This window comes from Photorhabdus sp. RM322S, from assembly GCF_042879395.1.
In the GTDB taxonomy this organism is placed as follows: domain Bacteria; phylum Pseudomonadota; class Gammaproteobacteria; order Enterobacterales; family Enterobacteriaceae; genus Photorhabdus; species Photorhabdus khanii.
The window spans coordinates 176,210-190,631 of the sequence record NZ_JBHFKW010000004.1; the positions used below are offsets into that span (position 1 = coordinate 176,210).

The 14,422-nt window shown below is 46.6% G+C and carries 12 protein-coding genes; all 12 read right to left on the reverse strand.

Translation table 11 applies throughout. The annotated features are described in order from the left end of the window. Positions 1-130: 130 nt before the first annotated feature. Entirely contained in the window at positions 131-868 is a 738-nt protein-coding gene (gene rlmB / locus ACGF63_RS04195; RefSeq protein ID WP_387629021.1) for a 23S rRNA (guanosine(2251)-2'-O)-methyltransferase RlmB, read from the reverse strand. Between the two features lie 118 nt (positions 869-986). Continuing rightward, positions 987-3,425, reverse strand: coding sequence for a ribonuclease R (rnr, locus tag ACGF63_RS04200; RefSeq protein WP_387629024.1), 2,439 nt, complete (start codon positions 3,423-3,425; stop codon positions 987-989). A 44-nt stretch (positions 3,426-3,469) separates the two neighbouring features. Further along, the gene (gene nsrR, locus ACGF63_RS04205) at positions 3,470-3,895 is read right to left on the reverse strand and encodes a nitric oxide-sensing transcriptional repressor NsrR (RefSeq protein WP_021322932.1); all 426 of its coding nucleotides are present in this window, start codon (positions 3,893-3,895) and stop codon (positions 3,470-3,472) included. 190 nt (positions 3,896-4,085) lie between these two features. Next, on the reverse strand, positions 4,086-5,384 hold the full coding sequence (locus ACGF63_RS04210; RefSeq protein WP_132352850.1) for an adenylosuccinate synthase: 1,299 nt from the start codon (positions 5,382-5,384) through the stop codon (positions 4,086-4,088). 148 nt (positions 5,385-5,532) lie between these two features. Beyond that, a complete protein-coding gene (gene hflC, locus ACGF63_RS04215; RefSeq protein WP_021322934.1) occupies positions 5,533-6,543 on the reverse strand; it encodes a protease modulator HflC in 1,011 nt (336 codons plus the stop codon). Positions 6,544-6,545: 2 nt separating this feature from the next. Then, positions 6,546-7,772: an FtsH protease activity modulator HflK gene (hflK, locus tag ACGF63_RS04220; protein WP_036839710.1), complete on the reverse strand. Its 1,227-nt coding sequence runs from the start codon at positions 7,770-7,772 to the stop codon at positions 6,546-6,548. A gap of 105 nt (positions 7,773-7,877) precedes the next feature. Then, positions 7,878-9,158, reverse strand: a complete 1,281-nt coding sequence (gene hflX / locus ACGF63_RS04225) for a ribosome rescue GTPase HflX (RefSeq protein WP_387628991.1) — start codon at positions 9,156-9,158, stop codon at positions 7,878-7,880. Positions 9,159-9,255: 97 nt separating this feature from the next. Further along, on the reverse strand, positions 9,256-9,564 hold the full coding sequence (gene hfq, locus ACGF63_RS04230) for an RNA chaperone Hfq (protein ID WP_023044707.1): 309 nt from the start codon (positions 9,562-9,564) through the stop codon (positions 9,256-9,258). 109 nt (positions 9,565-9,673) lie between these two features. Beyond that, positions 9,674-10,615 (reverse strand): tRNA (adenosine(37)-N6)-dimethylallyltransferase MiaA, encoded by a 942-nt coding sequence (miaA, locus tag ACGF63_RS04235; RefSeq protein WP_152963424.1) that lies wholly within the window; start codon positions 10,613-10,615, stop codon positions 9,674-9,676. Next, positions 10,608-12,509: a DNA mismatch repair endonuclease MutL gene (gene mutL / locus ACGF63_RS04240; RefSeq protein WP_152963425.1), complete on the reverse strand. Its 1,902-nt coding sequence runs from the start codon at positions 12,507-12,509 to the stop codon at positions 10,608-10,610. Before mutL ends, miaA begins: the two co-directional genes overlap by 8 nt. Before the next feature lie 9 nt (positions 12,510-12,518). Beyond that, positions 12,519-13,820, reverse strand: coding sequence for an N-acetylmuramoyl-L-alanine amidase AmiB (gene amiB, locus ACGF63_RS04245; protein ID WP_387628994.1), 1,302 nt, complete (start codon positions 13,818-13,820; stop codon positions 12,519-12,521). Then, entirely contained in the window at positions 13,817-14,281 is a 465-nt protein-coding gene (gene tsaE, locus ACGF63_RS04250) for a tRNA (adenosine(37)-N6)-threonylcarbamoyltransferase complex ATPase subunit type 1 TsaE (RefSeq protein WP_036844121.1), read from the reverse strand. The genes amiB and tsaE overlap by 4 nt, the downstream gene beginning before the upstream one ends. Positions 14,282-14,422: the final 141 nt, after the last annotated feature.

Consider the following 14,422-nt stretch of genomic DNA (forward strand, 5'->3'; position numbering starts at 1 on the left):
GCCTCCTGTCAGGGTCAACCGCGGCCCATGGAGGCAAGGAACTTGTTTAAGTGCGGCTGAAAAATTGACGCGTAACTATACCCGCCTCATATAAAAAACTCAAGGAGCGGGTAACGCTTTATGTTATGGGTTACTGCGAACTCCGCTGACGCACTGCTTCAAACAGGCAAATACCCGTTGCAACAGACACATTCAGGGATGAGACCGAACCCGCCATTGGAATACTAATCAACTCATCACAGTGTTCGCGGGTCAGACGACGCATACCTTCCCCTTCAGCCCCCATCACCAGCGCCATAGGGCCGGTTAATTTACTCTGATGTAGCGTATGATCGGCTTCTCCTGCTGTACCCACCACCCAAATATTGTGTGCCTGTAACAAACGCAAAGTACGAGCAAGGTTGGTGACCCGAACAAGCGGTACGCTCTCCGCGGCTCCACATGCCACTTTCTTCGCAGTGGCATTAAGCTGGGCAGAACGGTCACGGGGCACAATAACAGCATGTACACCTGCTGCATCTGCACTGCGCAGGCAAGCCCCCAGATTATGTGGATCTGTCACACCATCAAGCACTAGCAAAAAAGGGGTTTCCATTTGCGCCAGTAAATCTGGCAGGTCGTTTTCCTGATACTGACGCCCTGGTTTTACTTTAGCAATAATCCCCTGATGCACAGCACCTTCCGTTTGATTATCCAGCCACTGACGATTTGCTAATTGGATCGCCATGCCGAAACTTTCCAGCTCATTAATCAGCGGTGTCAGACGGCGGTCTTCGCGCCCTTTCAGTACATAAACTTCCATAAAACGCTGAGGATCTCGCTCCAGTAAAGCTTTAACGGCATGAATACCGTAGATAATTTCACTCATAATCTTCTTATTTTCACTGTCATACAGCACTGACATACCTGAACCCATTCATCAGGCTCAATGTATTCAAGAGACTAAAATATTCAGGCTATCCTGAAGAAACAGGATAGCCCTTTGATTATTTATCTGCGCTTTTCTTAGCCCGTTTAGCTTTGAATTTAGCGGCAATTTTCTGTGTCTTGGCTGAAAGGTTCTTACCCTTTTTCTTATCTCCTTTAGGCTTATCCACAGATTTCTTTTTACGGAAAGCACCATCGGGCTCAAAGTTAGCCTCTTTGCTACGACTACGCCCTTTCTTACTGTTACTACGGCCAGGTTCTGCTTTTTTCGCCCTGTCACGCGCTGTCTTACCCACATTTCGGGCTTCCCGGCTAACGGAGAGCAGTTTAAAATCAATGTTACGCTCATCCATATGGACAGCTTCCACACGAATTTCAACTTCATCTCCCAACCGGAAAGTTTTACCAGAAAACTCACCAATTAAACGCTGACCAACATTATCGAAATGATAATAATCATTATTCAGTGTGGAAACATGTACCAAACCGTCAATAAACAGATCATTTAGGCGAACAAAGAAGCCGAAACCGGTCACACTGGTGATAATGCCGGTAAAGGTATTGCCCACCTGATCCTGCATAAAGTCACACTTAAGCCAATCGGCGACATCTCTCGTAGCTTCATCGGCACGGCGCTCTGTCATAGAACAGTGTTGGCCCAGTTGCAACATATGCTCCATATCGCTGTGCCATCCACCAGTCGGTGTCCCACATTGCTCAATAACACCTTGCTGTTTCGCCAGCAGATATTTAATCGCCCGATGCAGCACCAAATCAGGATAACGGCGGATAGGTGAGGTAAAGTGCGCATAAGAATGCAATGACAGACCAAAATGACCGCGGTTTTCCGGGTCATAAATTGCCTGTTTCATTGAACGCAGCAACATGGTTTGCAATAACTCACGATCCGGGCGTTCAGCCACTTGCTGCATCAGTTGCGCATAATCCTTTGGTGTTGGTTGCATACCACCCGGCAGAGTTAACCCCAATTCACCGAAAACAGAGCGCAGATTAACAATGCTCTCTTCTCTTGGCCGATCATGAATGCGGTAAAGCACCGGTTCGCTGTTTTTCTCCACGAAACGTGCAGCCGCAATATTCGCCAGAATCATGCACTCTTCAATCAGCTTATGAGCATCATTGCGGGCAACCGGTTCAATTCGTTCAATACGGCGTTCAGCGTTAAAGATAAACTTCGCCTCCTCTGACTCAAAGGAGATTGCGCCCCGCTGTTCACGGGCATTTTCCAACGCCTGATAAAGCCCATGTAAATGTTCAATATGCTGAACCAACGGTTTATAGTGCTCACGCAGTTCTTGATCACCCTGCAACATACGCCATACTTTGGTATATGTCAGGCGTGCATGAGAATTCATTACTGCTTCGTAAAATTTATAGGATGACAATTTTCCCTGCTCTGAAACCGTCATCTCACACACCATACAAAGGCGGTCAACCTGCGGATTCAGAGAACAGAGACCATTAGAAAGCACTTCAGGTAACATGGGAACAACCTGAGATGGAAAGTAAACTGAGTTACTCCGGCTGCGGGCTTCTGTATCCAATGCCGTTTGTGGGCGGACATAGTAACTGACATCAGCAATAGCAACCCATAAACGCCAGCCGCCGCTTCGCTTTCTTTCACAATAAACGGCATCATCAAAGTCACGGGCATCTTCACCATCAATTGTCACCAATGGCAAATCACGCAGATCAACGCGACCTTCTTTCGCGGATTCCGGTACCTGCTCATTCAGGGAAGCCACTTGGTTTTCCACCTGCGGCGGCCAACTGTGCGGAATTTCATGAGTACGCAGGGCAATTTCCACGGCCATGTTCGTTCCCATCTTTTCACCCAGCACTTCAACTATTTTACCAACAGCTTTTGTACGGCGCGCTGGACGTGTCGTCAACTCAACGACAACGACGTTCCCCATGCGGGCGCCACTATTTTCATCTTTCGGGATCAGGATATCAAAGCTCAAACGACTATCATCCGGCACAACAAAACCCATACCGGAGTCAATAAAATAGCGGCCAACAATCTGGCTGGTCTTGGGTACCAACACACGGACAATACGCGCTTCACTACGCCCTTTGCGATCAGAAGGTAGTGGCTGTGCCAGTACGACATCACCATGAATAGCCATTTTTAACTGCTCGGCAGAGAGATAAAAATCGTCTTTACGGCCTTCTACCCGCAGGAAACCATAACCATCCCTGTGACCGATGACTGTGCCTTTCAATAAATCCAGTTTTTCCGGCAAGGCGTAACATTGACGGCGCGTGAAAACCAGTTGACCATCACGTTCCATAGCCCGTAAACGACGACGTAACGCTTCAAGCTCCTCATCGTTAGTCAGATTCAGCTCTTGTGCCAGTTCCTGGCGACTTACCGGTGCAGTGTGTTTGGAAATAATGTCTAAGATGTATTCGCGGCTTGGAATAGGAGATTCGTATTTTTCTGCTTCACGTTCCAAAAAAGGATCTTGTGACATGGCGGTTCCTCCGTTGTCATCAGCAGGCTGTTTGCGCCATTTCTTCATTCGGTCAGAAGCAGCTTATAAAGGGGGATATTATCTTCAACCATATCAGCTAAAGTATGCTTATCCAGTTCATTCAAAAATGTTTCTATTGCCTGATTTAATACCACTTTCAGGCGACATGCAGAGGTAATATGGCAAGATTCCTGACTACAATTAACCAATGATAATGGTTCGAGAGCACGAACGACATCACCAATTCTAATATCCTTTGCCGGCTTACCCAGACGAATGCCGCCGTTTTTACCACGAACAGCATCCACTAATCCTAAGTGGCTCAACTGGTTAATAATTTTTACCATGTGGTTACGAGAAACACCATAAACACGAGTGACTTCAGAAATACTGGTCATCCGGTTTTGCGGTAAAGCAGCCATATAAATTAGCGCGCGCAAGCCATAATCTGTAAAACTCGTTAACTGCACATCAACCTCTGGATAATAAGATATAAGCTAATATATCCGAGAACAAATTAAAAAAATAAGTATTTGTTCAATTTATATACCTTGAATTGGCCGAAATCATGTTAATCATCTGGTAGTTAGCAAAAAAGACCATAATAGATAGCAAAAAACCGGGCTGAAAAGCCCGGCTTTACCTGATTATGTGACACAATCAAGCATCAAACGGATCACGCAGAATCATAGTTTCTGAACGATCCGGGCCTGTAGAAATAATATCAACCGGAACGCCGGTCAGCTCTTCTACACGTTTGATATAATTCAGTGCCGCCTGAGGCAATTTGCTGTGCTCTTTCACACCAAAAGTACTTTCGTCCCAGCCAGGCATAGTCTCATAAACAGGTTCAATACCTTCCCAGTCATCCGCAGCCAGAGGTGTTGTCTCAACCACGCGACCATCAGGCATCCGGTAACCAACACAAATTTTTACTTCTTTCAAACCATCCAGTACGTCCAGTTTGGTCATACAGAAACCAGACAGTGAGTTGATTTGTACTGCACGGCGGATAGCAATGATATCCAGCCAGCCAGTACGACGGCTACGCCCCGTAGTCGCCCCGAACTCCTGGCCTTTTTCACGCAGGTAATTGCCAGTTTCATCAAACAATTCAGTTGGGAATGGGCCAGCACCAACACGAGTGGAGTAAGCCTTGATAATCCCCAAAACATAATCAACATAGCGTGGACCTAAACCGGAACCTGTTGCAACGCCACCCGCCGTGGTGTTGGAAGAGGTCACGTATGGATAGGTACCGTGGTCGATATCCAACAGCGTGCCTTGTGCGCCTTCGAACATAACCAGCTCACCTTTCTGAGTTGCTTTATACAACAAGTCAGAAACGTCAACAACCATACCCGTCAGAATATCGGCAACAGCCATGATTTCGTCCAGAGTTTTCTGGTAATCAACCGCCGGCTCCTGGTAATAGTTAACCAGTTGGAAGTTATGATATTCGATAATTTCTTTCAGCTTGGCCGCAAATACTTCTTTATCAAACAAATCACCAACGCGCAGACCACGACGTGCAACTTTGTCTTCATACGCAGGGCCGATACCGCGGCCGGTTGTACCAATCGCTTTTGCGCCACGTGCTTTTTCACGGGCATTATCTAACGCAACATGGTACGGAAGAATAAGCGGACAAGCTTCTGAAATGAGCAAACGCTCGCGGACAGGAACACCTCGGGACTCTAACGCGTTCATCTCTTTCATCAGCGCGTCCGGTGCTAATACGACTCCGTTTGCGATGATGCTGATAACATTTTCACGCAGGATCCCCGACGGGATTAAGTGGAGAACGGTTTTTTCACCGTTGATAACCAGTGTATGACCAGCATTATGGCCCCCTTGATAACGAACAACATACTTAGCTCGTTCAGTCAGCAAGTCGACGATCTTGCCCTTGCCCTCGTCACCCCATTGGGTGCCCAATACGACAACGTTCTTACCCATTTCAAAATTCACTCGGTTGCTTAAAAATGGATTCTATCATCTCATTCCACACCTTTCAGTAATTTTTATCACATCTGTTATTTTTGTTGACCACCTGACACGACAAGGCCCGCCTGATGCGGGCCTTACTTAGATATTCAAACATCTATCAATGCTGAACTGCACGTTTTTCAGGTGCTTTCATATAACGGAAGAAATCAGTATCCGGGCTTAACACCAGAACATCTTTCCCATCTTCACTGAAGCTTTTCTCGTAAGCACGTAAGCTACGGATAAAGGCATAGAAGTCAGGATCTTTGCTGAATGCATCAGCAAACAGTTTAGCGGCTTCTGCATCACCGGAACCACGCAAGGTACGGGCTTCACGCTCCGCTCTTGCCAATGTTTCAGTCACTTGTTTATCCGATGTTGCGCGCAATTTCTCTGCTTCTTCCTGACCCTGAGAACGATGACGACGGGCTACCGCTTCACGTTCTGCACGCATACGCTGGAAGATAGCTTCTGAAACTTCCAATGGCAGGTTAATCTGTTTGATACGCACATCAACAACCTCAATCCCCAGAGCAGCCATACTGTTCGGGTTAATAGCCAGTTGTTTACCCGCAGTTTCTTTCGCTACACGAGCCGCCGCTGAAGCAATCGCATCATCGGCTTCACTGGTAGCCACCGCTTCACCGTCAGTCGTACCTTTGTTCAGGGCGTCACGAACATCGGTAGTCAGCTTACCACGGGAATCAGTCACAATGCCGCGAACATCCAGACGACCAATCTCAGAACGCAAACGGTCACTGAACTTACGTTTCAACAGCACTTCAGCCTGAGAAATATCACCATTACCGGTAGCCAGATAGTAACGGCTGAAGTCGATAATGCGCCATTTCAGGTAAGAATCGACAATCAGGTCTTTGTTTTCACTGGTCAGGAAACGGTCCGCCTGAATATCCATAGTCTGGATACGAGCATCAAGTGTTTTCACTGTTTCAATGAATGGCACTTTAAAGTGCAAACCCGGTGCATAAACAATCGGTTTATTTTCCGCGTCACGGGCAACCTTACTGAAACGCAGAACAATACCGCGCTGTCCTTCATGCACAACAAACACTGAAGTATACAAAACCACCAATACAGCAACAATAATAACGAGGAATGACTTACGCATGATTATTGTCTCCCTACTCTGACAGTATCGTTACGCAGATTATCAGTACGGTTGTAATCTACTGTCCGGTTTGAACTTAAGGGTGCTGTCGGGCGAGTAATGCGCGAACTAGAAACAGTGGTATTACCAAGCTGACTTTCCACGGCTGTTTTACCACTGGCTGCATCGCTACGGAACATTTGCTCCAATGGCAGGACCATCAGGTTATTACTGTTCTCATTAGCAATAACTTTGCGGGTATTACTCAGTACTTTTTCCATAGTTTCAATATACAGACGCTCACGGGTAATTTCCGGTGCTGCTTTATATTCAGGCAGCATCTTGGCAAAACTCGCCACTTCACCCTGCGCTTCCAATACCACACGCGCTTTATAAGCCTTAGCATCTTCGATTAATCGTTGAGCCTGACCATTTGCACGCGGTTGAACTTCATTAGCGTAAGCTTCCGCCTCACGAATGTACTGCTGTTCATTTTCCCGGGCAGCAATCGCATCGTCAAATGACGCTTTTACTTCTTCCGGTGGACGGGCAGTCTGGAAGTTAACATCCAGCAAAGTAATACCCATTTTGTATGGACGAATCGTTTCTTCCAGTACCTTCTGGGTATCGCTACGTACAATAGTACGGCCTTCAGTCAAGATTTTATCCATAGTGTATTTGCCGATAACACCGCGAACCGCGCTGTCAGTTGCCTGACGCAGGCTGTTATCAGGGCTTGTTACGCTGTAGAGATAAGCGGCTGGATTCGTCACACGGTACTGAACGTTCATTTCCACGCGAACAACGTTTTCATCGGAAGTCAGCATCACACCGGATGCCGCCAGTTCACGAACAGATTCCACGTTGACCGGAACCACTTCATCAATGAACGTTGGTTTCCAGTTCAGACCTGGCTGCACGATATGGCTCAATTTACCCAAACGGGTAACAACACCACGTTCTGTTTCTTTAATCGTATAGAAACCACTGGCGGCCCAGATCACGACGACCGCAACAACAGCAAGGCTAACAATACGCCCGCCAAATTTTGCCCCCTGATCAGAGCCATTACCGCCCTTATTCCTACCGAAACCACCGAGTTTACTGCTCAGCTTACGGAACAGATCGTCGAGATCAGATGCCCCACGGTTTCGACTACCTTTGTTCCCGCCGGAGTTGCCGCTATTATTATTGCTGCTCCCCCACGGGTCGCGGTCTTGTCCGTTGTTTCCGGGCTGATTCCACGCCATGTTTTCGCTCCATTCTTTTATGATTGGTTTTTCAGGCCAAGAGCTGCTTGTAAACAAACCAACTCTCAATCACACAAGTTTTCAGATATTCATCTGACAAGCACATCAGACGATATAATCAAACAAATCCTGTTCTTGTTTGCACAGACGGCGCCAGTCAACAATCGGCATTCTCACTTCAATACCAACTTTGCCGTCCTCTTCTATCCACTCTCTCTCGATTGCCTTAAGTTGATAGAAGCGGCTGCGTAAACGACCCACCTCTGGCGGCAAGCGCAATTCGTAGTGTGCGATTTCACCCGAAAGACGCTCCGTTAACGCTTGTAACAACAACGGGATACCTTCACCGGTTTGCGCCGACAACCAAACTTTGACCGGTAAGTTATCTTCGTTGCGATCAATACGCGGCGTGAAGTCTCCCAGCATATCAATCTTATTCATCACCAGCAGTACCGGAATTTCATGAGCTTCAATTTCTTCCAGTACACTGTCAACCGCGGCAATATTTTCGTCAATGCGGCTATCCGCAGCATCGACGATATGCAGCAATAGTGTTGCCTGCCGGGTTTCCTGCAATGTCGCTTTAAATGCCGCAACCAGATCATGAGGCAAATGACGGATAAAACCAACAGTATCAGCCAGCACCGCCGTGCCAACATCATCAACTTCAATCCGCCGCAACGTTGGATCCAGCGTTGCGAACAACTGATCAGCCGCGTAAACCTCAGCGGAAGTCATGCGGTTGAATAAGCTCGATTTCCCGGCATTGGTATATCCCACCAAAGAAATCGTCGGTATATCCGCCTTATTCCGCGCCTGACGCCCCTGTTCACGCTGCTTCTCAACCCGATTAAGGCGGCCCAGAATCTGGCGGATCCTATCCCGCAGTAAACGCCGGTCTGTTTCAAGCTGAGTTTCCCCCGGCCCCCTTAGACCAATCCCACCTTTTTGACGTTCAAGGTGAGTCCATCCCCGGACAAGACGGGTAGAAAGATGGCGTAACTGTGCCAACTCCACCTGCAACTTCCCTTCGTGGGTCCGCGCTCGCTGAGCAAAAATATCCAGAATCACACCAGTGCGATCGATCACCCGACACTGACAGAGCCGTTCAAGGTTACGCTCTTGCGCAGGGCTAAGAGTATGATTAAACAGCACAACATCAGCACCACTAGCCTGTACAGCCTCAGCAATCTCTTCAGCCTTACCTTCTCCGACAAAATATTTCGGATTAGGTATTTTTCTGCTCCCTGTGACAATTTGAACAGGAACCACACCAGCAGAAGTTACCAGTGATTCAAACTCACTGAGATTGTCTGTGTCTTTATCCTGCGAGAAGAAAATGTGCACCACAACGGCTCGTTCACCGCCTTCATAACGCTCAAACAAAGGTGAGACCTCTCAGGCTGAGTAAAAAACTATAGGAAAAAACATAGGTAAAGTCTCCCTACCTATGTTTTTCTTCATTTTGTTACCGTTCTCAAGCTTATTCAGCGCCATCACTTTCCTGTTGTGCTGCCGGAGCGGAAGCTCCACCAGAGTGGTAATTACCTACACTTGCCCCTACACCCGTATTGCTACTGTGATGAGAAACTGGGCGGGAAGGGACAACAGTCGAGATAGCGTGTTTATAAACCATCTGGCTAACTGTATTTTTCAGTAAAATGACAAACTGGTCAAAAGATTCAATCTGCCCCTGCAATTTGATGCCGTTGACCAAATAAATAGAAACCGGGACCCTTTCACGCCGTAATGCGTTCAGGAACGGATCTTGCAAAGATTGCCCCTTAGCCATTCTATATTTTCCTTATTTTGTTGTTTTTAACTAAGAACCTGGAGGTTCGAAAAATGAACTACTCAAAAATTGCGCTTTGGTACTCATCAATTGTACACAATCAATAAACCTATGCACTAACAACCTGCATAACTGTGCTTAAAGCCTGTTCAGGTTGAAAACTATCCAACCAATGAACCGACTCCCAACCTCTGAGCCAAGTTATCTGACGCTTTGCCAATTGGCGTGTTGCACAAATACCGCGATAAACCATTTCATCGTAGTTAATCTCGCCGGAAAGATAGGACCACATCTGGCGATAACCAACACAACGAATAGAAGGTAAATCCACATGCAAATCATGACGAGCATAAAGGGCTTTAACTTCTTCTTCAAATCCTGATTCAAGCATTTGATGAAAACGCGCTTCAATACGTTGATGAAGGATCTCACGCTTTGCCGGCGCAATAGCAAATTGATGGACACGGTAAGGAAGCACTTCTCCTGACAATCTCGTCAGTTCAGTGAGAGTTTTACCTGAAATAAGAAAAACTTCCAGTGCCCGGGAAAGCCTCTGTGGATCATTGGGATGAATTCTTAACGCCGCCACAGGGTCAATCTTCTGTAGCTGCTGATGCAATGCATTCCATCCTTGCTCTGCTGCCTGCTGCTCTATTTGCGCCCGAATAACCGGATCAGCAGAAGGCAAAGGGGATAAACCTTCAAGTAATGCCTTGAAATAGAGCATAGTTCCGCCAACTAACAGCGGAATACGCCCAGAAGCGGTAATTTCCGCCATTTCCCTCAACGCATCCCGACGAAAATCAGCCGCAGAATAAGGCTGAGAAGGGTCAAGAATATCGATCAAACGATGAGGTGCCAACGCTTGCTCTTCTGTTGTTGGTTTAGCTGTACCAATATTCATTCCACGATAAATCAGCGCAGAATCAACGCTTATCAGGTCCACAGGAAGATGCTGGCGCAAAGCGATAGATAAGGCGGTTTTGCCTGAGGCCGTCGGCCCCATAACAAAGATTGCCGCTGGCAGATGTTGAGTTTTCTGATCACTCATGAGTAAGGGATGCCACCACTGCTTGTAAATCAATTAATTGTAATAGCCCATCTGGTGGAGATTTTACCAGTTGTGGGCAAAGCCGCTCAACATCAGCCAATAACTGTATTGCCTGAGCAACATTCCACGTTTCATGCTCACTGCCAATATGACGAGCAAGCCAAGTTACAATCTGTTCTGCCGATGCTGATGGCTGCTGCGCCAAATAGTTTAACAATTCAGGAATTAATTTGGGCAAATTTTGCTGGCGCAATGGTAACGATACAGCACGTAGTGTTGCTTTTCCATGAGATACAGACGCTTCTATACCAAAAGAGCCTAATAAGTCACTATAACGATTTAAAGCACTAGCTTCTTCCTTACTGAGAACAAGTTTCAGCGGGATCAAAAGAGGTTGTGGTTTCAGTCCTTGCTCCGTTGGTGTTAATTGTACTTGTTTTAACCAGCGTTCAGCGACTGGCAAAGATAACAATCCAATACCTAACGGAGATTCAATCAGAGCATAGCATGGCAGATATATGCTCAACACTTTACCAAAACTATGACTGTTATTTTTAACCTGAACAGGAACAGGTGTCACTTTTGCTGCCATAACAGGGGCGATTCTTGCCGGGAACAGCTCTCTTTTCTCTTCGGGTTCCGGCACAGATTGCATCAGCTTCTGATACAACTCACCCTGAGGTTTTTGATAATTGTCCCCATGATACTGACGGTTTTCACCACTGCGGGAAAAACCCGTGCTACTTTTGCCTGACAAAACTTCTTTTGGTGATGACGTTGCCGCAGATGCGGCATTATTTTGCCGGGAAAAATGATTTTCTCCTGCTGATGGGCGGTTTTCCGGCTCCCAGACCGGCGCAGGCTCACAACATGCTATATCCAGCTCAACACCGCTTCCGCGCTGTTTTAATACGGCAGTGACCCCCTGATAGATAAAATCGTGTACCAGACGAGCCTGATGGAAACGAACTTCATGCTTCGCCGGATGTACATTAACATCCACCTGATGCGGATCAACTTCCAGATACAAAACAAAAGCCGGCTGCTGTTCTCCCTTGATCAAATCTTGATAAGCCTGACGGATAGCATGATTAATTAAGCGATCACGCATCATACGTCCGTTAACATAGCAATATTGAATATCTCCACTCGCCGTCGCATTCATCGGATCCGCAACCCATCCCTTGATGGATAAATCTCCATGCTGCCAGGAAAGAGCAAGCGCCTGCTGCATAAAAGCGGTACCACAAATGGAAGCCAAACGTCGTTCATACTGTGATTCTTCTTTTGCCGGCCGGTACTGGCGAACCAGCTTGCCGTTATGATGCAAATTAATTGATACATCCAGACGCGCCAGCGCAATACGCCTGACAACTTCATCAATATGACCAAATTCCGTTTTTTCTGTTCGCAGAAATTTACGCCGCGCGGGTGTGTTATAAAACAGATCTAACACTTCAACCGTACTGCCTACCGGATGGGCAGCCGGCTTCACTGTGACCTCCATATCCCGTCCTTCTGCATATGCTTGCCAGGCTTCATTCTGCCCTTCAGTACGGGAAGTCAATGTCAGACGCGAAACTGAGCTGATACTGGCCAGCGCCTCTCCGCGGAATCCCATACTGATAATCGCTTCCAGATCATCCAGTGTGGCAATCTTACTGGTAGCATGACGAGCCAGTGCCAAAGCAAGATCCTGATGATTGATTCCACAACCATTATCACGGACACAGATAAGTTTTACTCCACCGCGCTCGATTTCAATATCAATGCGGCTGGCTCCAGCATCAAGACTATTCTCCATCAACTCCTTGACTACTGATGCAGGACGTTCTACTACTTCGCCAGCAGCAATTTGGTTTGCTAATTGAGGAGGCAAGATCTTGATAGCCATATTTAACCCTTACTTCTTTGATGCTTTAGGTGCAGCCTGTAATGGATGCGCCAGAAAATAGTTGCGCAATCCCCGATGGATAGCGCTTGCCAGCTTATCCTGAAAATCACTGGAACCAAGCAATGCTTCTTCAGCTGAGTTACTGATAAATCCAGTTTCTACCAAAATTGAAGGGATATCCGGTGAACGTAGCACACCCAAACTGGCATGTTCTGGCGAACGTTTATGTAATGAACCAACTTTGCGCAACTCACTCAAAACCTGTACTGCAACGTTATAACCCACCCGTTGAGAGTGACCGAATTGTAAATCCAGTACCGCCTGGCTGAGATAAGGATCTGCACCATTTGCCAATGCATCGCCTGCACCGCCCAGTAATTCAGACTGTTTCTCATGCTGCTCAAGCCAATTACCCAATTCGCTGTTTGCTCGCTTGTTTGACAGTACCCAGACAGAAGCACCACGCGCACTGCGATTGGGCGCAGCGTCAGCATGAATAGAAACCAGCATATTCGCGCTATGCTTACGCGCAACCTCAGAACGACCTGCAACAGAAATAAAATAGTCTCCGCTACGGGTCAAAACGGGTTTGAACATAGGATCATTGCGCAATAGCGCTTCCAATTTACGTGCAACACTAATAGTGACATTCTTCTCTTTCAGTCCATGTTGCCCAATCGCGCCGGGGTCTTGTCCACCATGTCCCGCATCAATCGCAACAACAACCCTCTGACTCCCCTTGGAAGTCATTTGTGGCGTCGCCTTTTTTGTCGCCGCCGGTTTATTATCAGTAATGGCTGATTTACTGGCTGCCCCTTGTGAACTTTCTCTGAAAACAGGATTACTGACAGAAGCACCAGAAGCCCGCAAGGTAAAAATAACCCGATATTCACTACCCGACTGCTGCACTATAGAGTTGACTTTAGCTTTCTTATTTAGTTCAAACACAATACGTTTTTTTTGTATATCAGGTGCCTGACTGGCGCGAATTTTCCTCACTAAATCCAGTCCCGGCAGATTCATTGGCAAACCAATAATATTTCCTGACTGGTGAATATCTACCACTAAACGTTCCGGTGAATGCAATGGGAAAAAGCTGTAATCAGGGCGACTACCTGAAAAAACCATCGTCACTTTGGATTCACTGACACTATTACTCACGTGAATATTGGATAAAGTCGCCGCTGTCGCTGTTACCACCACTAAACTGCTCATCATGATAAACAGCCAGCAAATTATCATAAAACTGATTTGCCATTTCTTTATCATTTTTGCAACTAAAGGGTGCATCATGGTCGGGTGATCCCTCATAAATATTTCAAATTATCTAACAGACTCTCACCATATTCAGACAAAGCAATAAAATGTGCCTGTCGCCCTTCGGGCTGGTAACTCAAATGTAATTTAATATCTGCATTCGGTAATACGCCTTCTCCTTGCTGAGGCCATTCCACCAGACAAATAGCATCTTGATGGAAATAATCACGTATTCCCATAAATTCCAACTCTTCCGGGTCAGCCAACCGGTAAAGATCAAAGTGGTAAACCGGCCTAGGTGTTAAAGCGTAAGGTTCAACCAAAGTGTAAGTTGGGCTTTTTACATGCCCTTTATGACCTAAGGATTGCAAGAAACCACGGCTGAATGTCGTCTTACCCGCACCTAAATCACCATATAAATAAATTACACTGCCATGATTACAGGCAGCAGCAACCGCGCCTCCAAGGGAAACCGTCGCTTCTTCATCTTGAAGTGATAAAACAAGTTCTTTCATCGAATAATATCTGCTGTTTTATTAATTCGTCAGCTAAAACGATAACCCTAACACAACTCTATTATCAACATTTAACATCTTCTGCTCAGTTTCGTTGCCAAACTCACTATTTTTGGCCTGCAACAGATTATGCTATACTGC

Bases quoted from the DNA above. Each gene is read 5' to 3' on its own strand.
- miaA (WP_152963424.1), bottom strand. From the start codon at position 10,615: ATGAGTGATCAGAAAACTCAACATCTGCCAGCGGCAATCTTTGTTATG.
- hflC (WP_021322934.1), bottom strand. From the start codon at position 6,543: ATGCGTAAGTCATTCCTCGTTATTATTGTTGCTGTATTGGTGGTTTTG.
- ACGF63_RS04210 (WP_132352850.1), bottom strand. From the start codon at position 5,384: ATGGGTAAGAACGTTGTCGTATTGGGCACCCAATGGGGTGACGAGGGC.
- mutL (WP_152963425.1), bottom strand. From the start codon at position 12,509: ATGGCTATCAAGATCTTGCCTCCTCAATTAGCAAACCAAATTGCTGCT.
- hflK (WP_036839710.1), bottom strand. From the start codon at position 7,772: ATGGCGTGGAATCAGCCCGGAAACAACGGACAAGACCGCGACCCGTGG.
- rnr (WP_387629024.1), bottom strand. From the start codon at position 3,425: ATGTCACAAGATCCTTTTTTGGAACGTGAAGCAGAAAAATACGAATCT.
- tsaE (WP_036844121.1), bottom strand. From the start codon at position 14,281: ATGAAAGAACTTGTTTTATCACTTCAAGATGAAGAAGCGACGGTTTCC.
- rlmB (WP_387629021.1), bottom strand. From the start codon at position 868: ATGAGTGAAATTATCTACGGTATTCATGCCGTTAAAGCTTTACTGGAG.
- amiB (WP_387628994.1), bottom strand. From the start codon at position 13,820: ATGAGGGATCACCCGACCATGATGCACCCTTTAGTTGCAAAAATGATA.
- hfq (WP_023044707.1), bottom strand. From the start codon at position 9,564: ATGGCTAAGGGGCAATCTTTGCAAGATCCGTTCCTGAACGCATTACGG.